This is a genomic window from Mannheimia glucosida, assembly GCF_046267875.1.
Classification (GTDB): Bacteria; Pseudomonadota; Gammaproteobacteria; order Enterobacterales; family Pasteurellaceae; genus Mannheimia; species Mannheimia glucosida.
Genome location: NZ_CP176502.1, coordinates 1,421,912 through 1,443,485 on the forward strand (window position 1 = coordinate 1,421,912; position 21,574 = coordinate 1,443,485).

The following is a 21,574-nucleotide window of genomic DNA, read 5'->3' on the forward strand; positions in this document are numbered from 1 at the left end:
CTATGTCTTTTGGATTTGTGACTGCTGCGTACATTATTGCAGCTATTCTCTTTATTATGAGCTTAGCCGGTCTTTCTAAACACGAAACCGCCAAAGCAGGTTGTTGGTATGGGATTGTGGGTATGGCGATTGCTTTAGTGGCAACCATTTTCGGCCCGCAATCACATGGCACGATTTGGATCTTAATCGCAATGGCAATCGGTGGATTCATCGGGGTGAAAAAAGCCCTAAAAGTAGAAATGACCGAAATGCCTGAATTAGTGGCAATTCTACACAGCTTTGTCGGTTTAGCAGCGGTATTGGTTGGTTTTAACAGCTACGGACTTCATACCAATGCATTAATGCCTGCAAATTTAGATGAAACTGCACAAGCGGCATTTTTAGCGGAACAAGCCACTCTTGCCAATATCCACAATGTGGAAGTGTTCTTAGGTATTTTCATTGGAGCGGTGACTTTCTCCGGTTCATTGGTTGCCTTTGGTAAACTAAGCGGTAAATTATTTGGTCGTAAAGTTTCTTCTGCGGCACTGAATATTCCACACAAACACAAATGGAACTTAGCTGCCATTATCGTTTCTGTCTTTTTGATGATCGTCTTTTTAAATAATCCGCACAATATCTTCCCTGTGCTGATTATGACAATTATTGCGTTAGTTTTCGGCTGGCACTTAGTTTCTTCTATTGGCGGGGCGGATATGCCGGTGGTGGTTTCAATGCTGAACTCTTATTCAGGTTGGGCAGCCGCAGCGGCAGGCTTTATGCTAAGCAACGATTTATTAATCGTAACCGGTGCATTAGTGGGATCATCAGGTGCTATCCTTTCTTATATTATGTGTAAAGCAATGAACCGCTCATTCATTAGCGTGATTGCCGGTGGTTTTGGCAATGAAGTTCAGTCTGGCAAAGGTGATGAAGAATACGGTGAACACCGTGAAACGACAGCCGAAGAAGTTGCAGAAATGCTGAAAAATGCAAGCTCTGTGATCATCACGCCGGGTTATGGTATGGCAGTGGCTCAAGCACAATATCCGGTAGCGGAAATCACCGCAAAATTGCGTGAAAAAGGCGTGAATGTGCGTTTTGGTATTCACCCTGTGGCAGGGCGTTTACCGGGGCATATGAACGTATTATTGGCGGAAGCGAAAGTACCTTATGATGTAGTGCTGGAGATGGACGAAATCAATGACGATTTTGAAGAAACCGATGTGGTATTGGTAATCGGCGCAAACGACACCGTAAACCCTGCTGCATTAGACGACCCATCAAGCCCTATTGCCGGAATGCCGGTGCTTGAGGTATGGAAAGCACAAAATGTTATCGTGTTCAAACGTTCAATGGCAGTAGGCTACGCCGGTGTGCAAAACCCACTGTTCTTTAAAGAAAATACCCAAATGCTATTTGGTGATGCAAAAGAACGTGTTGATGATATTTTACGAGCGTTAAATTAAATTTAAATAAAAAGGCGAACATAAGTTCGCTTTTTTGTGCTTAGGCTAACATAAATTGTTAATTTTTTACTCTAATACCATCAATCCAGGAAGAGTCGCAAAACTCTGCGATTTTACGGTATCATGGAAATCATCTAAGTAGGCTAGGGTAGCATCGGCTTCTCGAATAGCGCCATAAAGGGTGCTATATAGCCCTTGCTGAGTTATTTTTCTTGCCACCACATACCCCCTATCTAAATATGGTTTAACCGCCCAATAAGGTAGTGCAGCAATGCCTCGCCGACTTGCTACTAGCTGAATAATAGCAATAGTTAACTCACTATTACGCCTAGTAACTTTGATGCCAGCAGGACCTAATATTTTTCGCAGTAAATCTAGCATATCATCAGGTACTGGATAGGTAATTAATGTCTCATCTTTAAAATCTTCAGCTTCCCATACATCTTTTGTGGCAAGAGGGTGATCTTTAGAGCAAATAGCTACCATTTCATATGAAAAGAGAGGTTTGTATATAATACCAGCACTATCTTCCTCTTCAGCGACAATTGCCAGATCTGCACGATGGCTTAATAGCAAACCAACCGTATCAGTATGGAAACCCGATACGATATCTAATTCAACTAGAGGCCAATGTTGGCGGAAGGTATCCATTGCCGGCATCAGCCAGTCAAAGCAAGTATGGCATTCTACCGCCACTCGCACTTCTCCCACTTCGCCCTGTTTTACGCGGGCTAAATCCAACTCGGCTTCAATGACCTGTGGCAAAATATCATAGGCAAGTTTGATTAAACGCTCACCGGCAGGTGTGAAGCGAATAGGTGAACTTTTGCGTTCAAATAGGGTGAGATCGTACTGATCTTCCAATAATTTAATTTGATGAGAAAGAGCAGACTGGGTCAAATGCACACGCTTTGCCGCTAAAGAAACGCTGCCACTCTCTTTTAAAGCGATTAGGGTACGAAGATGGCGGATTTCTAAAAAGATGGGTTTCATAATTTAAAGATTGAAAGCAAAAGACTAAAAGCAAAAAGTAGGGCAATTATAACAAACAAGCGGTCAAATTCTGCAAAAAATTTGCAAAATTCAACCGCTTGTAGAAGCTGGTAAATTATTGGGTTAATTGAACTAAAATGCGGCGTACCGGCTCAGCAGCACCCCATAATAATTGGTCACCTACCGTAAATGCAGCTAAGTATTCGCCACCCATCGCTAATTTACGCAAACGACCAACCGGCACGCTCAATGTACCGGTCACTTTCGCCGGTGTTAATTCATGCAATGTAGTTTCTTTATCGTTTGGAATTACTTTCACCCATTCATTGTGAGCGGCAATAATTTGCTCAATTTCCGCTAACGGAATGTCTTTTTTCAGTTTAATCGTAAATGCTTGGCTATGGCAACGTAATGCCCCGATACGCACGCACAAACCATCAACCGGAATCGGGTTATCACTTAAACCTAAAATTTTGTTGGTTTCAGCATAGCCTTTCCACTCTTCTTTGGTTTGTCCGGTTTCCGGTAATAATTTATCGATCCAAGGAATTAAGCTACCGCCTAATGCGGCACCGAAGTTCTCGGTTGGGAAGTCTTCCGCACGCATTTTAGCCGTCACTTTACGCTCAATCTCTAAAATAGAAGAGGCAGGGTTTGCTAATTCAGCTTTTACGCTATCTTCTAATTCACCCATTTGAGAAAGCAATTCACGCATATTTTTCGCACCGGCACCGGAAGCAGCTTGGTAAGTTGCCACAGAAACCCACTCAACCAAATCTTTTTCAAATAAACCACCGATAGCCATTAACATTAGGCTCACTGTACAGTTTCCGCCTACAAAGGTTTTAATGCCGTTTTTTAAGCCTTCTGAAATAACGTGTTGGTTTACCGGATCTAACACAATAATGGCATCATCTTTCATACGCAATGCAGAGGCAGCATCAATCCAATAACCGTTCCAGCCGGTTTCTTTTAATTTTGGATAAACTTCGTTTGTGTAATCGCCACCTTGGCAAGTGACGATAATGTCTAATTTTTTTAATTCTTCGATATCAAACGCATTTTTTAATTCGCCGGCATCTTTTCCACCAAATACCGGTGCTTTTTGACCCGCTTGTGAAGTAGTGAAAAAAACAGGGTTGATATTGGCAAAGTTATTTTCTTCAACCATACGATCCATTAAGACCGAACCGACCATACCACGCCAACCGATAAAACCTACATTTTGCATTGTGTTTGCTCCTAAAAATGATGTTATAAAGATTGTGAATAAATACAGGATTTTAGTGCAAAAATCAATGTTTTTTATTGATTTGCAAAGTTTTGACAAAATTTAACCGCTATTGTTAAAATAAAACATCGATTATGGTGTATTTTTGGAAATAAAGAGAATCTTATAAATAGGGAAATGCTCACAATTTATGCATTCCAATTGTGGTCTAATCAATAAATTTTGCCGATATATCGATAGGAAGTAGATGTAATTACCTAAAGTTTGATCTAGGTTAGTTAAATGGGAGGTTTTTAACTATTATTTCTAATACTTTTATTTTAAGCTTTACAGTAATGAATGAGTTTATTTTACATTTTACAAAGGAACATTCTATGTCTAAGTTAAACAAATTATTATCGAGAAAAACATCGCGTAAAATTATTCCTGAGCAAGTTAATTTTGACATTAACTTACCTATCTATATCCCGCTGTTTTTATCAGATAAGACAGCGAAAATTCAAGCAGTATGGGAGTTAGAACAAGAAAATGGTGAGCGTGATGCTGGCGCTGTAAAGCGAAATCGTATTCAGTTTAGATACTTGCCAGAAGGGGTACATAAATTAACATTAATTGTTGGTACGCCTTTATTATCAAAAGGAAGTAAGGTTTATCAATGCCTAATTAAAGTTAATAAATAATATTAACTTTATGTTGTGATCGTATTTATGTGTATATTGTAAAACAGAAACTATTTTAAAAATAACAAACACACTGATGAGGGTAGTTTAAAAGAAATCAAAGATAAATTACGTCAACATAGTAATTTAGAAAGAAGTATAATATATTATTTATACAATTTTTTTAAAATTTTGATTTTACTACTACATTTATTTTTATGAAAAATAAAAAGCCTTGAAATATTTATTTTCAAGGCTTTTTTACTATATCTATAATACTATAGAATTTTAATTTGGTGCTCTGGGCGAGACTTGAACTCGCACGGACTACGTCCACCACCCCCTCAAGATGGCGTGTCTACCAATTCCACCACCAGAGCTTATATTCTATTTTGTAACGATTATTGAGGGATATCGTTATTTTCGGTTTTTACCGGTTCTGCTTGTTTTTGTTCTACTTGACTTAAATCTTCGAATTGGCTTTTTGGTGCTACGCTATGAGAGCTTAAATTGCCAATCACTAAGCTAATTGCGAAGAAAATTGTTGCAAGTAGAGCAGTTGTTCTTGATAAAAAGTTTGCTGATCCTGCTGATCCGAAAACTGTTGCTGAAGCACCAGCCCCGAAAGAAGCACCTGCATCAGCACCTTTACCTTGTTGCATTAATACAAATGCAATCAATAATACGGCAACCACAAGATAAACAATAGTGAGTACATTAATTAACATTAATTTATTCTCTTGTATTCTTTATGCGAAATTTGCAATGGCGTGCATAATATAGAATTTACGCCCGTTTGACAAGTGCCAAACAGTAATTTTTACCTGCTTGATTTAATTTTCAGCAGTTTGTGTTCGCTTTTTAAAATAACGAGGTTTATTGCCGCTTGCAAGCGGTGTAATTTTCGCTAAATTTTGCAACACTTGGCGGTTTGGGCTTTGCAATAAATGTGGGAGCTGTTGGTTTAGCTCAAACATAAATTGCTGATAGCTAGTCTCTTTTTTGCTGATTTGATTCAGCTGCATTTCCCAATGAGCGGTCATATCCGGCTGGGTAGCCGAGTCGGGCAGTGCTTGAATCAGTGTTCTGCCGGCTTCTGTGCTGTGGATATTTTTCCCTTTGCGGATTAAAAAACCACGTTTAAACAGTAATTCGATAATGCCGGCTCGGGTTGCCTCCGTGCCTAAACCATCAGTTTCACGCAAGATTTTTTTCAATTCTTTATCTTGTACAAAACGGGCGATCCCGGTCATTGCTGAAAGCAAACTGCGATCAGTAAAGTGGCGGGGCGGTTGTGTTTTTTTGCTGACAATTTCCCCTTTTTCACAATGAAGGACTTGCCCTTTTTTGACAATCGGTAGTAGTGGTTCTGCATCGTCAAGGCTATCTTCTTTACCCAGTAACGCTCGCCAACCGGCAATTACAAGGTTGCGAGCTTGAGCGACAAAGCTTCCGCCGGCAATTTCAAGTCCGATTTTACTTTTGCGATATTCTGCATCAGGGCAGAATTGCATTAGATATTGGCGTGCGATGAGTTGATAAACTCTTTTTTCATTTTCGGTTAAATGCACCGTTCCTTGCCGTGCAGTGGGAATAATGGCGTGGTGAGCTTCCACCTCTTTATCATTCCAGCAACGATTGCGAATAGCTGGATCAACGACTTCCGGTTTTTGTTGATATTCAGGTAAATGATGAGCAATTGCCGCCATCACTTTAAATCTGTCGTTGAAATGTTCGGTCGGCAAATACCGATTATCAGAACGAGGGTATGTAATCAGTTTATGGGTTTCATACAGCTTTTGGCAAATATCCAGCACTGCTTGGGCAGAAAGTCCATATCTGCCGGCGGCTTCCATTTGTAATACTGAAAGAGAATAAGGCAGCGGTGCAGTTTCTTTTTCAATTTTATTTTGATATTCGGTGACGGTTGCCGGCTGGTCGGTAATCCGTTTTACCACATTTTCTGCCAATGGACGAGACAGCACTCGCCCATCTTCATCTTGATAATCTTCACAGGCTTTGCTCGGTTGCCACTGCGCCTTAAATCGCTCTTGGGTTTCCGGCACGACAATCTGTGCCAGCACCTCAAAATAATCCTTTGGCACGAAATGCTCGATCTCCAGATCTCGGCGAACAATCAGCCCTAATACCGGCGTTTGCACACGCCCGACTGATAACACGCCTTTATAGCCTGCCCAACGCCCCTGTAGGGTATAGGCTCGGGTCATATTGATACCATACAGCCAATCCGCTCTGGCTCGGGCGAGAGCAGAGGTTGCAAGCGGTATAAAATCGCTGTTTTTTTGCAATTTCTCAATGGCTCTGCTCACGGCAGTCGGGTTGAGATCGCTCACTAAACAACGCTGAATTTGGCTTTTGCGTTCGGTAGATAAATTCAGATAGCCAAAAACTTCGTCAACCAGCAGTTGTCCTTCTCGATCCGGGTCACCGGCATTGACTAAAATATCAGCTTTTTTAATCAGCCTTTCCACTACTTTAAACTGCTTGAGCGTTTCTTTTTTGGGAATCAATTTCCATTGTTCAGGTACGATCGGCAAATGTTCCATTCGCCACATTTTAAAACGCTCATCATAGGCATCGGGTTCAGCCTGTTCCAATAAATGACCGATACACCAAGTGACGGTATCGTGTTCGCCGCATTGAATGAAGCCATCGCCTTTGGTATGAGGTTTTGGTAACACATCGGCAATCGCTCGGGCAAGGCTGGGTTTTTCGGCAACAAATAAACGCATAATCGTAAATTATTTAAGAAAATGAACCGCTTGTGGGCTGACAAGCGGTCACAAAAAGCTGGGCTTTTTGAACGTTGGCTTGCCAACGGCAGCGAAGCTGTGAACAATCCTTATAAGGATTGTGAATAAAAAAGGTTGTTATTTTGCAATTAATTCAAACCTTGTTCAGATAAAATCATCTGACACTGAACAGGTGGTGTGGGTAGCACTTTAGCTCTTGGAGTGCTTGAGGCTTCTTTCGGTTCAAACCAAGAGTAAAGCTCTTCCCCGCAACCATCACCGGCAGGCACCGGGGCTTGATTTTCACAACTTGCGGCATCAGCCGGGCAGGTTAAACGAACGTGGAAATGGGAGTCGTGTCCGTACCACGGGCGAATTTTGCGTAACCAAGCACGATCATTGCCCGCGGTTTGGCAGAGTTTCACTTTAATGGCAGGGTTCACAAAAATGCGATCCACAAGAGGATCGGTTGCCGCAAGTTTTACTAAATTAGTATGGTGCTGATTCCAGAGGGAATCATCAACCCGTTCGGTACTGTGGTTTACCATAATGGTGGCAAGCCCTGCCGGATTGCGGGCGGTTTCATCGTCCATCGGTCCGAACTTAAACCAAATATCAGCATCCAGCCCGGTTTGGTGGGAGGCGTGACCGGAAGAAAAACGCCCACCGGCAGGCATTCCCATATCGCCGATTAAAATAGTCGGCACACCGGCAGCTTTGGTTTTTTTACCTAAGTTAGTGAGATAATCCAGCAGTTGTGGGTGTCCGTAATAGCGGTTACGAGCCGAGCGGATCACTTGGTAGCCCTCGCCTTTTAATGCAAGTGGTTGTGCCCCAATAATACAGCCGTTACTATAACCGCCGATAGATTGTGCTTTGCCCTGAACCGGAGTTTTGATTTTCTCCCATTGCGTTGCATTCAGTGCGGTAGCAGTAAAAGCAAGGCTTGAGATTAAAAGTGCTTTCAGTAAATTCATTTTGTGTTCCGAATGAAATAAACAAGCGGTCATTTTTCACCGATTTTTTGCAAAAAATCAGCTAAATATCACCGCTTGTGGGTGTTTAACGGCATTGAGCCTTAAATCTTAGCAGGTGGTCGAGCAGTACAATCGCCATCATCGCTTCTGCAATCGGCACGGCACGAATACCTACACAAGGGTCGTGTCTGCCTTTGGTGATCACTTCAACCACTTCGTTATTTTTGTTTACACTTCTGCCGGGAATGGTAATACTTGAGGTCGGTTTTAACGCAATATGAGCGATAATCGGCTGACCGGAGCTAATACCACCTAAAATACCGCCTGCATGATTAGAAAGGAAACCTTCTGGCGTCATTTCATCACGATGCTGGCTACCACGTTGTTCCACAACTGCAAAACCATCGCCAATTTCCACCGCTTTCACAGCGTTGATTGACATTAAGGCGTGGGCAAGGTCGGCATCTAGGCGGTCAAACACAGGCTCGCCTAACCCTACAGGTACACGCTCTGCAATCACGGTTAATTTTGCCCCCACCGAATCGCCCTCTTTTTTCAGCTCACGAATTAAGGCATCAAAGCCTTCAATCGCAACGGGATCGGGGCAGAAGAAAGGATTACTATTGACTGCGTGCCAATCAATTTGTTCAATATTTTCAACGGTTTTCGGGTCAATTTTGATATTGCCGATTTGTGAGAGGTAGCCTCGCACTTCAATGCCAAATTGCTCACGCAAATATTTTTTGGCAATCGCCCCGGCGGCAACCCGCATTGCGGTTTCCCGAGCAGAAGAACGCCCACCGCCACGGTAATCTCGAATGCCGTATTTTTGCTGATAGGTATAATCTGCGTGCCCCGGGCGGAATTTTTCGGCAATGTCGCCATAGTCTTGTGAGCGTTGGTCACCGTTTTTAATGATTAAACCAATGCTTGTTCCCGTCGTTTTGCCTTCAAAGACGCCCGATAAAATTTGCACTTCATCATCTTCACGGCGAGGCGTGGTGTAGCGTGAAGTACCGGGTTTACGGCGGTCTAAATCCGGCTGTAAATCTGCTTCGCTTAAAGCCATATTCGGCGGTACGCCATCTACGATACAGCCTAATGCAATACCGTGAGATTCGCCGAAAGTGGTCACTTTAAATAATTGTCCGATGCTGTTGCCTGCCATTGTTATTCCTTTTCTTTTGCTGTTATGTTATTTGGTCGTTCAAACTCAAAGCGTTTTGAATCTACTTTAATTTCATCTTGTGTATCGTTGTTTTTGATATAAACATCTAATTGGTTAAATGCAATATCAATATTATGTTCATTAAAGAGCTGGTGGATGCGTGTATTTAGTGCATCAATAGTTGGGTTACGATCAGATAAATCGTTCACATAGGCTCTTAATTCGTGATCTAAAGTGCTTGCACCAAAGGTAAGGAAATAAGCCCTTGGTTGCGGATCTTTCAAGACTTTCGGATTTTCTTCCGCCACTTGTAATAACAGCCGTTTGACTAATTCTAAATCAGACCCGTAAGCCACGCCGACTTGAACAATAATGCGGGTTGCGGTGCTGCTTAATGCCCAGTTCACCAAGCGTTCGGTTACGAATGCTTTGTTTGGTACAATCACTTCTTTGCCGTCAAAATCGACTAAGGTTGTGGCACGAATACGAATTTTGGAAACCGTACCGCTGTAAGTGCCGATGGTAATGGTGTCGCCAATCCGCATTGGACGTTCAAACAAGATGATAATCCCTGAAACGAAGTTTGCAAAGATCTCTTGCATACCAAAACCCAGACCGACAGAAAGTGCAGTTAGTAGCCATTGGAGCTTGCTCCAAGACATCCCTAATGTACCGAACGCAAAGATTGCCCCTAACGCAATAATCAAATAGGTTAAGAGTGTGGTAATTGTGTATGGTGTACCTTGCGATAACTTGAAGTGCGAGAAAATCAGGGCCTCAAGTAAACCGGATAAGTTCCGAATGAGTACCACCATTACCACAATAATCAGAATAGCAGTGAGTAAATTCAGCAGGGTAATGGATTCCATTACAATCCCGGCTTCTGTTGTAACACTTTGTTGCCATAAGGTAACGCCGTCTAGGTAGAGTGCAACAGTAATTAAGTCCGACCAAACCCAGTAAAGCAGCACAAATAAGCCAATCCAAAGCACAAAATCAGTTAATTTCAACATTTGGTTCTTGACTTCGCTTACGGCAATAGAGTCTTCTTTTAGCTCAAAAGGAAGCTCGACACCGTCCGGGTTTTCATCATTTTGTTCTGCTTTAGCTCGTGCTTTGGCTTCAGCTGCTTCTCTTTTTTCTTGTAAACGTCTGTAAGCCAGACGGCGTGATGAAATAGAGAATGCTCGATAGAGAATATTACGAATAATAATCCAAGTAATGATCGCAAAATAAGAATCTATTAAATGCTCAATGATCACCAGTGCAGTATAGTAATAGCCCAATGCAATCAGAATGATAAGAATGATAGGGGCAAGCAGTAGCACTAATTTAACAATAGTGAGCAAAATACTTTTAGATTCTTTTTTCTCTTCTGTTGTGACATTCTCATAGGTGGAAATAGCTTGCCTAAATGCCGGTACAATCATCCAAATCATTAATATAAGGACAAAAATAGTCATTGTTTGTCCAAGCATGTCGTAAGATATTCCCATCTCTAAGTTTGTAAAAATAGAGGTGTTCAGTAATAAAGCAATGATCCATACCGAACGTTTTAAAATATTACGGAAGATTTCATTACTTTTTTGTGGCATATTAAAGTGAATATGTCCTATGCCGTGCGGGCGTAGCATCGCCACTAAAAAGGCAAAATACAGCCAATAAATTGCCATTTTTAATCCCCAAGTCCAGACTTCCTGAGGATTTTCAAATGAAATATAAGTGATAGCAATAAATCCGGCTAAGAACATTAGTGTACTTGGCAGGCAAAGCACTAATGTCCAAAAAATAGCAAGAGGGGTGTTCCATTGGCTATCTGTGGCGACAATTTTTAGTCGATTATTAATTTGGTGTAATTTTTGTTTAATTTTATCTTTTTGGCGGTTAATAAAGATGGCTAATAGCAATAAAATTCCGACTAAAATACCTGCAGGTAATAAATTATCCCGCCAATTTGAAAAATTGAGTTTTTTTCCAATATCAATAAATTGATAGTGGGTAATATCGACAAATTTACTAAACCATTCAAGATCAATGGGGTTGTTACTTTTAACCCAGAAGCTTTGCTGTTGCAGTTTTTGCTGTAACGCATCACTAATGGTTTGCACTTGTTGTTGGTTTAGTTCGATATTGATTAATAAATTGAGCTGATTATTTAATGATTTAATCATCTCAGTTAAAGTATCAGAACGTTCCTGTAAAATTTTACTAAGTTGTTCTTTCTCTTTACTCGTAAAGGTTGTTTTTTCATCTTGCTCTATACGGCTAATATAAGCATTTATGTCCGCAAAAGAATCTTTGAATTCAGTAATATCAAAAACACGTACGCGTAAATCTGCAATTTGTTTTGATAATCCGGAAATCATTTCATCTTGCGGTAATGATTGCTTTTGTTTATTAATAATACGCGAAAGCACCAGCGTACCTTGTAGAGAACTGATTTGTTCTTCAATATTACGTTGGGTTTGCTGCAAGTTATCTAGCACACTTTTGATTCGCAAATTATCTTGTGATAACTGCGTCATATCTTTGGTCTGTTTTAGCAACTCTTGAGTGACTTTGGTATTTATATCCAACTCACGCAAGATAACTGGGTTCGTCGTTGCATTATTTTGCTGATTTTGAACCGCTTGTGCTTGATCTAGCTTGTTCTGAGACTCTTCTACAATTTTATTGTTGATAGCAGTCTGCAGGTTTGCAATTTCTGCTTGTAGATTTTGCTGCTCTTGCTTTTTTTCATCTAATTGAGCAGAGTAAAGCGCAGATAAATCCTCGCTACCACCAAGTAATATTTGATTGTAAGTGTTTTTTAATTCTATTAATTCTAATTCTACTTCTAACTTGGTCTGTAGTTCATTTTTAATATTAGCTGCTGAAAGTTGGCTATTAATTTCTTGTTTACGTTTAACCATCTCGGTTAAAGCCGCTTGAGCCTTATCCGGTGCGGTATTTTGTGCAACTAAATTATTATTAATAATGCTTAAATCGTGTTGTACTGTTTCAAGCTGAGATTGTGTAGAGGTTAACTCTTTTTGTAAATCTGTTGTCGGTTTTTGTGTTAAATTATCGACACTTGCGATAGTCACTTCTTTTAATTTTTCAAGATTATGTTGGCTTGTTTTTAATGCTTTTTGGGAATCTTGAATAGATTTATTCAATGCCTGATTGTCTGCTTTTTGTTTATCAATTTGGGCTAAGAATGCAAGCGTATCTTCAAGTGTTTGAACCAATGCTTTATTATTCGCATCGGCTTGATCTAATTTTTTTGCGCTATCTAACTGCGTTTGCACCGCCTGTTGGGTCGGCAACTCAGCTAATGTATAACTACTTAGCATTAAGCCTAAACTAAGCACAAATGTTTTTAAAATCGGTCTAAACATAGATTTCCTTTAATTCGTTATGTGTTAAATCTTGTTGTAATTGTGTTCTTGAGAGTTTAATTGAGCCTTGTTTTTGGTATTTGTCTATATCCAGTAAATAATAAGCAACAGGCTGTTTGAATCTTTCTAATTTATCAGACAGCCAAATTTTTAATTTATGGAGTTCATTTTTTGAATCAGATTGCTTGAATTGTAAGAACGCCACTGGTCGATGTCCAAACTGCTGATCTTCAATCGGCAACACGATAATCTGTTCGACAAGCTGAGAACGAAAAATCAGTTGTTCAATTTCCTCAGGTTGGATATTTTCCCCTCCTGAAATAAACATATTATCCAATCGTCCTTTTATTACAAGCTGTTTTTTGTGATTCCATTCACCACGATCTTTAGTAGCAAACCAGCCTTGTGTGTTTATAAGCGGTCGAATTTGCCCATTTTTTTGCCAATAGCCTAAGCCGAGTGATTTGCCTTTTACCCAAATTTCACCATTTTCTAATTTTAGTTCCCGATGTTTTAACGGAAAACCAACACTGTTTAAATCATTTTCTACTGCACAAATGGTTGATGCCATCTCGGTCATTCCGTAGCCTGAAAAGGTAGTCATCCCAGATTGTTGTGCTTGAGCAATCAATTCGACTGGAAGCATAGACCCACCCAGTAAACATTTTTGGCTGACTACAGAATCTAATTGGCTTAAATAGCGTTGTAATTGGGTGGGGACTAAAGAGAGATGGCTCACTTTTTGTGCTGACAGAAAAAAATCGCTTTTGTCTTCGTGGATATACAGTGTTGCGCCTTTGAATAGCCAACGCCAAATAATGCCTTGTCCGGAAACGTGAAACAGAGGCAAGCTCAGTAGCCAAGAGTTTAGCTGCTCAAATGCCATTAATTCACATACTCCTTCGGCACTATAGAGATGGGCCGCTATAGAATGCACCACTGCTTTAGGTTTACCGCTTGAGCCTGAGGTTAGGGTTAGGGTAGCTGGTTTTTCAAAATCAATCGTAGGGAAGAAGGCATTACAAGCGGTCGTTTTTGCTGAAAATTTTGCAAAATCGGCATCATTAATAATGAGATCAACACCATTGTCATCTAAGATTGCTTGTCGTTGACTTGCTGTTTGAGCTGGGTTAAGCATTAGAATCTTAGCTCCCAAAGCAAGGCTAGCACAATAAGTGAGCAAGCCAATGAGCCGATGAGAACCACAATAGGCAATCAAACTGCGCGGAGTAGCACCTTGTTGTTGCAACACGAAAATAGCTTGTGAAATCAACTGATTCAAACTGTGCCAAGTGATGTTTGATGGAAGGTGGTTAAGATAGTCTGATGTTCCTTTTTCCCAAATAATCGCCAGATTTTGGGCTGAATGAGCAGCCCAAAATTGGGTAGGAAAGCGAGTAGAATTGATGAGCATTTCAATTAATTAGACAAAAAGCGCTTGAATGCGTTCGATTAACTGGCTTGGTACTTTCATGGATTCCATTACACCTTTGAGAATAAGTCCCTTGCGTGCGGTATTATTATTTGTAATTACCCAAAATGGTGAATCTGGGATCTGCTTGGCTTTTACTCCACTCCCAGTGGCTAAAATTTCATCTTCACTTTGCGAAAAGTAGATACGTTCATTACCACGCACTTTTTCTGTTGCTTTAGCAAAAGCCTCCGGATTTGCTCGGTATAATGCAGCTAATAGCATGGTAAAACGCACTACATTTTTATTTTCGTTCATAAAATGCTCGGAATTTAAAATGTTTTCCAATTTTTCAACGGTCTTTTCGGCATTGGATTCATTTTTTTTTGTAGCACGAGAAGGCGTTTTGACCAGCTCTTTAAGCTCGTTGATCATATGTTCTTGCACTAAAACAAAAGGCTGAGGCGATTGTGGCAGGCGTAATAGACGGCGTAATATATCTGACGCAGTTTCACCAATAGATTGTGTACGGCTTGCAATATACTGATATAATTCATCATCAATTTCGATTCGTTTCATCGGGATCCTCAAATATCTTCGGGTATTAAATGCGTTAATAGTGCTTGCTATTATACGCATTTCTATTGTTTTTTATAGAGGATTATCGCTGAAAATTTATATGAACAATGACATTTATATGACAGAAAAATCGCAGTTAAACTTTAATTACCAACCTTCGAATAATCATTCTGATGCTCAGACGATGATCTTCTTACATGGATTGTTTGGAGATTTAAATAACCTCGGAGCAATAGCAAAAGCGTTCGCAGAACGTTACTCCATTTTAATGGTTGATCTCAGAAATCACGGGCGATCTTTTCATTCACTAGAAATGAATTACACTTTGATTGCACAAGATTTAAAACAATTACTGATAGAGCTGAATATCCAAAATGCTATTGTAGTTGGGCATTCAATGGGCGGAAAAAGTGCGATGGCATTGGCTGCATTTGCCCCTGAATTGGTGGAGAAAGTAGTAGTGATTGATATTGCCCCGGTCACTTATACCCAAAATAGGCATCAGCAGGTTATGGCAGCCTTATTTGCGGTGAAAGAAGCTAAACCTCAGAACCGTCAGCAAGCTAAAGCGATAATGGCTGAATATATTCGAGATGAAGGCGTGCAACAGTTTATGTTGAAGTCTTTTGATGCCCAAAGCGAGCAATCTTTCCGTTTTAATTTACAGGCGCTAAAAGATAATTATCAGAATTTGATGGATTGGCAGCAAGTATTTGTGGATAAACCGACCTTGTTTATTAAAGGTGCATTGTCGGATTATATTCAAGCAGAGCATACACAAACGATTTTGGCACAATTTCCGCAGGCCAAATCTTTCATTGTGGCAAACGCTGATCACTGGGTTCACGCAGAAAAAACAGAAACTGTTGTGAGAGCAATCAATAAATTTTTAGAAAAATAAGGGAGAAAAATGCAAAGAGATACATTATTTTCCGCCCCGATTGAGAAATTGGGCGATTTTACTTTTGATGAATCGGTTGCTGAAGTGTTTCCGGATATGATCCAGCGTTCTGTGCCGGGCTATTCCAATATTATTACTGCTATTGGAATGCTGGCGGAGCGTTTTGTCACAGATAATTCAAATGTTTATGATTTAGGTTGTTCACGAGGCGCAGGGATTTTATCTATTCGCCGTAATGTGAATGCGAAGAATGTGCAGATTATCGGGGTAGATAATTCTCAGCCGATGGTTGAGCGTTGTAAAACCCATTTAAGTGCTTATCACTCTGAGATCCCAGTGACGATTTTACTTGATGATATTCGCCACATTGAAATTAAAAATGCTTCAATGGTGGTACTTAATTTCACCTTGCAATTTTTACCAAGAGAAGATCGCCTAGCATTATTACAGAAGATTTATCAAGGATTAAATGCCAATGGCATTTTAGTGTTATCGGAAAAATTTACCTTTGAGAGTGAGGAAATGAACGAGTTGTTGATCGACCTTCATCACACATTCAAACGAGCAAACGGCTACAGTGAATTGGAAGTCAGCCAAAAGCGTAATGCTTTGGAAAATGTGATGCGAACAGATAGTATTGAAACCCATAAAAAACGTCTGCAAGAAGCTGGTTTTACACAAGTTGAACTTTGGTTTCAATGCTTTAATTTTGGATCAATGGTGGCAATTAAAGCCTAACAAGCGGCGATATTTGTAAAATTTCTTGCAAATTCTTGATAAAAAGCAACCGCTTGCATTCTATCTATTTCTTTATAATAAAAGTCAGTTAGAATCAGTTATAATGCACCACTACTTATTTAGGAGGAAAAAGGTATGGCAACGATAAAAGATGTCGCAAAATATGCTGGTGTATCGACTACAACGGTTTCTCACGTTATAAACAAAACCCGCTTTGTAGCAGAGGACACTACAAAAGCAGTTTGGGAGGCTATTAAAGCGCTGAACTATTCTCCTAGTGCTGTAGCTCGAAGTTTGAAAATTAATACGACTAAATCTATCGGTATGATCATTACAACCAGCGAATCACCGTTTTTCGCTGAAATTGTGTTAGCGGTAGAGGAATTTTGCTATAGCAAAGGATATTCACTATTTTTGTGCAATACTCAAAACAAACTTGAGAAAATTCAAAATCATTTAGATATGCTCATCAAAAAACGGGTTGATGGCATTTTGGTGATGTGCTCCGAATATACAGCTAATTCATTTGATATCTTTGAAAACAGCAATATCCCAATAGTGATTATGGATTGGGGACGAAGTGATGAACGCAGTGATATTATTTTAGATCACGGTGTGGAAGGTGGTTATATTGCTACCCAGCATTTAATTGAAAACGGGCATCAAGATATTGCGGTAATTACCGGTAATTTAGATAAAGAAATTGCCAGAACTCGGTTCGAAGGTTTTAAAAAGGCGTTATCTGAGGCAGGGTTATCGGTTCGTGAAGAATGGGTTCAAGAAGGCGATTTTGAACCGGAGGGGGGCTATGAGTGTATGAATAATTTGCTTAAGAGCAGTGAAAAATTACCAACCGCGGTTTTTTGTTTTAATGACTCAATGGCACTAGGGGCAATTTCAGCTATTACCGAAAAAGGGCTGAATGTGCCGCAAGATATTTCAGTGATCGGGTATGATAACGTGCATAGCTCACGCTTTTATGCACCGCCTCTTACGACAATCCATCAGTCAAAATCTCGCTTAGGCTCGGCAGCATTAGAATTATTATTAGAACGTATTGAAGATAACGAAAACGCAAAAGAGCCTAAAGTATTAGAGTTCTTTCCTGAATTGGTCAAACGTAAATCGGTTCGGAATTTAAACATTAAGGAGTAATATGGAAACGTTGATTGAATTTTTTAGTAGCTATGGTTATTGGGCTGTTTTTCTTGTGCTACTTGCCTGTGGTTTCGGTGTGCCGATTCCTGAAGATATTACGTTAGTATCCGGTGGTGTTATTTCAGGATTAGGCTACACCAATGTGCATTGGATGCTGGTTGTTAGTATGTTAGGAGTATTAGTTGGCGATAGCACAATGTACTGGCTAGGTAGAATCTATGGCGAAAAAATTCTCAAATTTCCATTAATCAGGAATGTTGCGACGCCTGAACGTTTTGCAACCGTGCAAGAACGTTTTGAAAAACAAGGATGGAAACTACTTTTTATGGCTCGTTTCTTACCTGGCTTGCGCGCGGTGGTTTACTTAGTTTCAGGTATTACTAGAAAAGTCAGCTTCGTAAAATTTTTATTAGTTGATTTCTGTGCCGCTATTATCTCTGTGCCAATTTGGGTTTATTTAGGCGACTATGGGGCATCTAATTTGGATTGGCTAAAAGAACAAGTAGCTAATGGGCAGCACCTCATTTTTGCCATTTTAGGCATTGTTATTCTATTTTTAGGCTGGAAATGGTATAAAAATAAAAAGCAGTATAAAAAGTGAAACAAAAGACGAGCATTTCATCTTAAAAAGATATAATAGCAAAACAGTTGGTAAGAATAATTATAAATATCCATTACCAACTGTTTTTTTGAACTATATTTTAACTTAAAAAATTAGGTTTAACTGTGTCACTTTTTCTTGAAGAAGAACGAAATGACAGTAAGTACTAAAAAGACAAAAAAGAGAATTTTGGCAATTTCAGTAGCACTTCCTGCAATACCACCAAAGCCTAATAGCGCTGCGATTATAGCGATGACAAAAAATACGACTGCATAATGTAACATAGTTATACTCCTTACTGTGTAATAAACTGATTAAAAAACTAACATAGTTAATCTATTATTGCAAGGCATGCACTATATTAATCTTGATTAATACGACTTGAAATGGCACTTTGCTGGTTCTTATATTTTGCATCTTTTCGCGCATTATAGGGTTTTGCAGCATCACCACTTAAAATCTCAAAGCTTAATGCGCCAATTGCCATATTAGGGCGTAAAGCTAGGGGTAATTTTCCAGCATTAAAAAATTCCAATACAATTTTGCCTTCCCAACCCGGATCGATTCTGTGGGCGGTAACGTGTACCATTAAGCCTAATCTAGCAAGTGACGAACGACCATCTAACCATCCAACGATATTGGCTGGTAAGGAAACCGATTCAAGGGTTGTTGCGAGTGCAAGGTCACCGGGATGAAGGAAAAATGCTTCATCATCACCGATGATAATTTCATCACTCATCACTTTATTTAACTGAGCGGCAACTTCTTCTCGAGGGCCACTTAAATCAATATAGGGCGTTTTATGTTCACGAAATACACGAAACGAATTACCTAAACGCACATCTGCAGTGGCGCCAGAAATTTTATCGTCTGAAGGTCGAGGCGTTATGGCAATAATACCTTCATCTAAGTAACGTTTAATATCTGTATCACATAAACGCATATTTAGCTCCTATTTAAGTAATTGCTTAATTTGTGCTTTAAGAATATCAATAGCAATACGGTTTTTGCCACCTTTTGGCACAATAATATCAGCATATTGTTTAGAGGGTTCGATAAATTGTAAGAACATTGGGCGAACGGTTTTGCGATATTGACTAATCACTGATTCCATCGAACGCCCACGTTCTACCATATCACGTTGTAAGCGGCGGATAAAGCAGATATCCAGAGGAGCATCTACGAAAATAGAAACATTAATTTCATTGCGAATATTCTCATCCGTCAGTAATAAAATACCTTCTAAAATAATGATTTTCTTTGGTTCAAAGTGCTTTGTGGTCGTTTTACGATTATGTTCGGTATAGTCATATTCCGGAATTTCAATCGCATTACCTTGTTTTAATTGGCGTAAATGTTCAACCAATAAATGATGATCCATTGAATTAGGGTGATCGTAATTGGTTTTAATCCGTTCTTCCATTGTTAAATGAGATTGATCTCTATAATAAGCATCTTCGGAAATAATACCGATATTATCTGTTCCCAATTCATTTTTAAGTTCTTTATAGATGGTTGAAGCAATCAGGCTCTTACCTGAGGCAGATGCGCCGGCAATCGCAATGACAACGCAAGATGAAGTATGGCTAGTATCAGTCATAAAAAATTTCCTATTCAGTCAAAAGAGTATTCGATAAATTATACCGAAGTTTTGAAAAATTTTCTGTATAATTGACCGCTTGTTACGCGATTTTGGAGAAAAAATGGATATTTTCATTCAAGGATTTATAGTGTGTTTTGGCTTAATTGTCTCTATTGGCGCACAAAATGCCTTTTTATTAAAGCAAGGGATTTTAAAACAACACATATTTTGGATTGCATTGCTCTGTTTTTTAGGTGATGTATTTTTAATGACGATAGGTGTGCTAGGCTTAGGCACGTTAATTGCGGAATTGCCTGTTGTAAGTTTCATTATTTCGCTTTTAGGGGCCATTTTTCTATTAAGCTACGGTAGCCGTTCATTTATCAGCGTATTTAAAAGTGGTGAATACCTTGTGGCAAGTGGAGAGAATGCAACGAGCTTAAAAAAGGCTTTACTGATTACCTTTGCGATTACATTCTTAAATCCTCACGTTTATATTGATACGGTTGTGATTGTAGGGAGTATCGGTGGGAAATTAGATTTTAACGGTAAAATATACTTTTTAGCAGGTGCATTACTTTGCTCATTTATTTGGTTTTTTGGCATAGGTTATGGAGCAAGCTTACTTTCCCCTTATTTTGCAAAGCGAAGAACTTGGCAAATTTTAGATGCTGTTACCGGGCTAATTATGTACTTTATCGCTTTTAGTTTACTGATTTATACTTATCAACTTGCTCTGCAAATTTTCTAGTGGAGTTTAAATTTTTTCATTGATGAATGAGGGGCTTTTTTGCTATATTAGTAGCAATGTTCGCACTATAAAATGTGCTTATTTTTGAATAATTTTATTTTAACGGATTCTTTTATGTTTAAAAAATTTTTAGGATTATTTTCAAACGATCTTTCTATCGATCTCGGGACAGCAAATACACTGGTTTATGTTAAAGGTCAAGGTATTGTGCTAGATGAACCCTCAGTGGTTGCTGTACGTCAAGATCGTATGGGATCGCTAAAAAGTATTGCGGCGGTAGGTTCACATGCAAAATTAATGCTAGGCCGTACACCAAAAAGCATAATGGCGATTCGTCCAATGAAAGATGGTGTCATTGCGGATTTTTTTGTAACAGAAAAAATGTTGCAACACTTTATTAAACAAGTACATAGTAATAACTTTATGCGCCCAAGCCCTCGTGTATTAGTGTGCGTGCCAGCAGGTGCAACACAAGTGGAACGCCGTGCAATTAAAGAATCTGCAATTGGAGCAGGAGCGCGTGAAGTCTATTTAATTGAAGAGCCAATGGCGGCTGCAATCGGTGCAGGTTTGCCGGTTCACGAAGCAATGGGGTCAATGGTAATTGACATTGGTGGCGGTACAACCGAAGTGGCAGTGCTTTCTTTAAACGGCATTGTGTATTCAACTTCTGTGCGTATTGGTGGTGATAAGTTAGATGAAGCTATTATTGCTTATGTACGTCGTCATTTTGGTTCTGCTATTGGTGAAGCAACGGCAGAGCGAATTAAACAAGAAATTGCTAGTGCTAAGATTGAATCCGATGATGATGTTAAAACAATGGAAGTACACGGACACAATTTAGCTGAAGGCGCTCCTCGTACTTTCGAGCTTAACTCAAGACATGTATTAGAAGCGATTGAACAACCATTAAATGGTATTGTAGAGGCAGTTAAATCAGTCTTAGAACAATGCCCACCTGAATTGGCAGCAGACATTTTTGAGCGCGGTATGGTGTTAACAGGAGGTGGTGCATTATTACATAATTTAGATCGTTTACTTTCTGATTCAACTGGCGTGCAAGTCGTAGTAGCAGAAGATCCATTAACTTGTGTAGCTCGTGGTGGTGGTAAAGCATTAGAAATGATCGATATGCACGGTGGTGATGTATTTAGTATTGATGATTAATACATTTCTCTTAGCAGCTGTTTAAATGGAGGTTGGCAATGGATTGATTCTATTGTCAATTTTCGTTATAGATTCCC

General features: G+C 39.6%; 20 protein-coding genes and 1 tRNA gene. 8 read left to right on the forward strand and 13 right to left on the reverse strand.

The annotated features are described in order from the left end of the window. Positions 1 to 2 precede the first annotated feature (2 nt). On the forward strand, positions 3 to 1,448 hold the full coding sequence (gene pntB / locus ACJ7Z2_RS06905; RefSeq protein WP_015484594.1) for a Re/Si-specific NAD(P)(+) transhydrogenase subunit beta: 1,446 nt from the start codon (positions 3 to 5) through the stop codon (positions 1,446 to 1,448). Between the two features lie 66 nt (positions 1,449 to 1,514). Here pntB and ACJ7Z2_RS06910 read toward each other — a convergent pair whose 3' ends face one another. Together ACJ7Z2_RS06910 and asd are read right to left on the reverse strand one after the other, a co-directional pair. Next, entirely contained in the window at positions 1,515 to 2,441 is a 927-nt protein-coding gene (locus ACJ7Z2_RS06910) for a LysR family transcriptional regulator (RefSeq protein ID WP_409499778.1), read from the reverse strand. A 115-nt stretch (positions 2,442 to 2,556) separates the two neighbouring features. Then, positions 2,557 to 3,672, reverse strand: a complete 1,116-nt coding sequence (gene asd, locus ACJ7Z2_RS06915) for an aspartate-semialdehyde dehydrogenase (protein WP_409499779.1) — start codon at positions 3,670 to 3,672, stop codon at positions 2,557 to 2,559. 374 nt (positions 3,673 to 4,046) lie between these two features. Between asd and ACJ7Z2_RS06920 the strand changes: the two genes are divergently transcribed. After that, a complete protein-coding gene (locus tag ACJ7Z2_RS06920) occupies positions 4,047 to 4,352 on the forward strand; it encodes a hypothetical protein (RefSeq protein ID WP_006248936.1) in 306 nt (101 codons plus the stop codon). Between the two features lie 273 nt (positions 4,353 to 4,625). On the opposite strand, the gene ACJ7Z2_RS06925 is transcribed toward ACJ7Z2_RS06920, so the two are convergent. The 8 genes from ACJ7Z2_RS06925 to seqA form a co-directional block, all read right to left on the reverse strand. Further along, a tRNA-Leu gene (locus ACJ7Z2_RS06925) sits at positions 4,626 to 4,711 on the reverse strand. A gap of 21 nt (positions 4,712 to 4,732) precedes the next feature. Continuing rightward, positions 4,733 to 5,059, reverse strand: coding sequence for a preprotein translocase subunit SecG (gene secG, locus ACJ7Z2_RS06930; RefSeq protein WP_126302189.1), 327 nt, complete (start codon positions 5,057 to 5,059; stop codon positions 4,733 to 4,735). 105 nt (positions 5,060 to 5,164) lie between these two features. Continuing rightward, positions 5,165 to 7,084: a DNA topoisomerase III gene (locus tag ACJ7Z2_RS06935; RefSeq protein WP_409499780.1), complete on the reverse strand. Its 1,920-nt coding sequence runs from the start codon at positions 7,082 to 7,084 to the stop codon at positions 5,165 to 5,167. 149 nt (positions 7,085 to 7,233) lie between these two features. Next, a complete protein-coding gene (gene mepA / locus ACJ7Z2_RS06940; RefSeq protein WP_409499781.1) occupies positions 7,234 to 8,061 on the reverse strand; it encodes a penicillin-insensitive murein endopeptidase in 828 nt (275 codons plus the stop codon). 85 nt (positions 8,062 to 8,146) lie between these two features. Continuing rightward, positions 8,147 to 9,229, reverse strand: coding sequence for a chorismate synthase (aroC, locus tag ACJ7Z2_RS06945; protein WP_409499782.1), 1,083 nt, complete (start codon positions 9,227 to 9,229; stop codon positions 8,147 to 8,149). A gap of 2 nt (positions 9,230 to 9,231) precedes the next feature. Next, the gene (gene mscK, locus ACJ7Z2_RS06950; RefSeq protein WP_409499783.1) at positions 9,232 to 12,609 is read right to left on the reverse strand and encodes a mechanosensitive channel MscK; all 3,378 of its coding nucleotides are present in this window, start codon (positions 12,607 to 12,609) and stop codon (positions 9,232 to 9,234) included. Continuing rightward, positions 12,602 to 14,023: an o-succinylbenzoate--CoA ligase gene (gene menE, locus ACJ7Z2_RS06955; protein ID WP_409499784.1), complete on the reverse strand. Its 1,422-nt coding sequence runs from the start codon at positions 14,021 to 14,023 to the stop codon at positions 12,602 to 12,604. The genes mscK and menE overlap by 8 nt, the downstream gene beginning before the upstream one ends. A gap of 9 nt (positions 14,024 to 14,032) precedes the next feature. Beyond that, positions 14,033 to 14,599, reverse strand: coding sequence for a replication initiation negative regulator SeqA (gene seqA / locus ACJ7Z2_RS06960; protein ID WP_126302183.1), 567 nt, complete (start codon positions 14,597 to 14,599; stop codon positions 14,033 to 14,035). A gap of 118 nt (positions 14,600 to 14,717) precedes the next feature. Between seqA and ACJ7Z2_RS06965 the strand changes: the two genes are divergently transcribed. From ACJ7Z2_RS06965 to ACJ7Z2_RS06980, 4 genes are all read left to right on the forward strand, one after another. Beyond that, entirely contained in the window at positions 14,718 to 15,500 is a 783-nt protein-coding gene (locus tag ACJ7Z2_RS06965) for an alpha/beta fold hydrolase (protein ID WP_409499785.1), read from the forward strand. 9 nt (positions 15,501 to 15,509) lie between these two features. Beyond that, positions 15,510 to 16,238, forward strand: a complete 729-nt coding sequence (gene cmoA, locus ACJ7Z2_RS06970; RefSeq protein ID WP_409499786.1) for a carboxy-S-adenosyl-L-methionine synthase CmoA — start codon at positions 15,510 to 15,512, stop codon at positions 16,236 to 16,238. A 135-nt stretch (positions 16,239 to 16,373) separates the two neighbouring features. Then, positions 16,374 to 17,393 carry an HTH-type transcriptional repressor PurR gene (gene purR / locus ACJ7Z2_RS06975; RefSeq protein ID WP_126302180.1) on the forward strand — a complete coding sequence of 340 codons (1,020 nt, stop codon included), beginning with the start codon at positions 16,374 to 16,376 and terminating at the stop codon, positions 17,391 to 17,393. Between the two features lies 1 nt (position 17,394). Further along, positions 17,395 to 17,997 carry a DedA family protein gene (locus tag ACJ7Z2_RS06980; protein WP_006248950.1) on the forward strand — a complete coding sequence of 201 codons (603 nt, stop codon included), beginning with the start codon at positions 17,395 to 17,397 and terminating at the stop codon, positions 17,995 to 17,997. Positions 17,998 to 18,125: 128 nt separating this feature from the next. Here ACJ7Z2_RS06980 and ACJ7Z2_RS06985 read toward each other — a convergent pair whose 3' ends face one another. From ACJ7Z2_RS06985 to udk, 3 genes are all read right to left on the reverse strand, one after another. After that, complete coding sequence (locus ACJ7Z2_RS06985) at positions 18,126 to 18,281, reverse strand: DUF1328 domain-containing protein (RefSeq protein ID WP_032844580.1); 156 nt, start codon at positions 18,279 to 18,281, stop codon at positions 18,126 to 18,128. 77 nt (positions 18,282 to 18,358) lie between these two features. Beyond that, on the reverse strand, positions 18,359 to 18,940 hold the full coding sequence (gene dcd, locus ACJ7Z2_RS06990) for a dCTP deaminase (RefSeq protein ID WP_006248952.1): 582 nt from the start codon (positions 18,938 to 18,940) through the stop codon (positions 18,359 to 18,361). Between the two features lie 9 nt (positions 18,941 to 18,949). Further along, positions 18,950 to 19,597 (reverse strand): uridine kinase, encoded by a 648-nt coding sequence (gene udk / locus ACJ7Z2_RS06995; protein ID WP_154704221.1) that lies wholly within the window; start codon positions 19,595 to 19,597, stop codon positions 18,950 to 18,952. Between the two features lie 103 nt (positions 19,598 to 19,700). Between udk and ACJ7Z2_RS07000 the strand changes: the two genes are divergently transcribed. Together ACJ7Z2_RS07000 and ACJ7Z2_RS07005 are read left to right on the forward strand one after the other, a co-directional pair. Next, on the forward strand, positions 19,701 to 20,330 hold the full coding sequence (locus tag ACJ7Z2_RS07000) for a LysE/ArgO family amino acid transporter (RefSeq protein ID WP_006248954.1): 630 nt from the start codon (positions 19,701 to 19,703) through the stop codon (positions 20,328 to 20,330). Between the two features lie 114 nt (positions 20,331 to 20,444). Further along, positions 20,445 to 21,497 carry a rod shape-determining protein gene (locus ACJ7Z2_RS07005; protein ID WP_006248955.1) on the forward strand — a complete coding sequence of 351 codons (1,053 nt, stop codon included), beginning with the start codon at positions 20,445 to 20,447 and terminating at the stop codon, positions 21,495 to 21,497. Positions 21,498 to 21,574: the final 77 nt, after the last annotated feature.

Bases quoted from the DNA above. Each gene is read 5' to 3' on its own strand.
- pntB (WP_015484594.1), top strand. From the start codon at position 3: ATGTCTTTTGGATTTGTGACTGCTGCGTACATTATTGCAGCTATTCTC.
- ACJ7Z2_RS06910 (WP_409499778.1), bottom strand. From the start codon at position 2,441: ATGAAACCCATCTTTTTAGAAATCCGCCATCTTCGTACCCTAATCGCT.
- asd (WP_409499779.1), bottom strand. From the start codon at position 3,672: ATGCAAAATGTAGGTTTTATCGGTTGGCGTGGTATGGTCGGTTCGGTC.
- ACJ7Z2_RS06920 (WP_006248936.1), top strand. From the start codon at position 4,047: ATGTCTAAGTTAAACAAATTATTATCGAGAAAAACATCGCGTAAAATT.
- secG (WP_126302189.1), bottom strand. From the start codon at position 5,059: ATGTTAATTAATGTACTCACTATTGTTTATCTTGTGGTTGCCGTATTA.
- ACJ7Z2_RS06935 (WP_409499780.1), bottom strand. From the start codon at position 7,084: ATGCGTTTATTTGTTGCCGAAAAACCCAGCCTTGCCCGAGCGATTGCC.
- mepA (WP_409499781.1), bottom strand. From the start codon at position 8,061: ATGAATTTACTGAAAGCACTTTTAATCTCAAGCCTTGCTTTTACTGCT.
- aroC (WP_409499782.1), bottom strand. From the start codon at position 9,229: ATGGCAGGCAACAGCATCGGACAATTATTTAAAGTGACCACTTTCGGC.
- mscK (WP_409499783.1), bottom strand. From the start codon at position 12,609: ATGTTTAGACCGATTTTAAAAACATTTGTGCTTAGTTTAGGCTTAATG.
- menE (WP_409499784.1), bottom strand. From the start codon at position 14,023: ATGCTCATCAATTCTACTCGCTTTCCTACCCAATTTTGGGCTGCTCAT.
- seqA (WP_126302183.1), bottom strand. From the start codon at position 14,599: ATGAAACGAATCGAAATTGATGATGAATTATATCAGTATATTGCAAGC.
- ACJ7Z2_RS06965 (WP_409499785.1), top strand. From the start codon at position 14,718: ATGACAGAAAAATCGCAGTTAAACTTTAATTACCAACCTTCGAATAAT.
- cmoA (WP_409499786.1), top strand. From the start codon at position 15,510: ATGCAAAGAGATACATTATTTTCCGCCCCGATTGAGAAATTGGGCGAT.
- purR (WP_126302180.1), top strand. From the start codon at position 16,374: ATGGCAACGATAAAAGATGTCGCAAAATATGCTGGTGTATCGACTACA.
- ACJ7Z2_RS06980 (WP_006248950.1), top strand. From the start codon at position 17,395: ATGGAAACGTTGATTGAATTTTTTAGTAGCTATGGTTATTGGGCTGTT.
- ACJ7Z2_RS06985 (WP_032844580.1), bottom strand. From the start codon at position 18,281: ATGTTACATTATGCAGTCGTATTTTTTGTCATCGCTATAATCGCAGCG.
- dcd (WP_006248952.1), bottom strand. From the start codon at position 18,940: ATGCGTTTATGTGATACAGATATTAAACGTTACTTAGATGAAGGTATT.
- udk (WP_154704221.1), bottom strand. From the start codon at position 19,597: ATGACTGATACTAGCCATACTTCATCTTGCGTTGTCATTGCGATTGCC.
- ACJ7Z2_RS07000 (WP_006248954.1), top strand. From the start codon at position 19,701: ATGGATATTTTCATTCAAGGATTTATAGTGTGTTTTGGCTTAATTGTC.
- ACJ7Z2_RS07005 (WP_006248955.1), top strand. From the start codon at position 20,445: ATGTTTAAAAAATTTTTAGGATTATTTTCAAACGATCTTTCTATCGAT.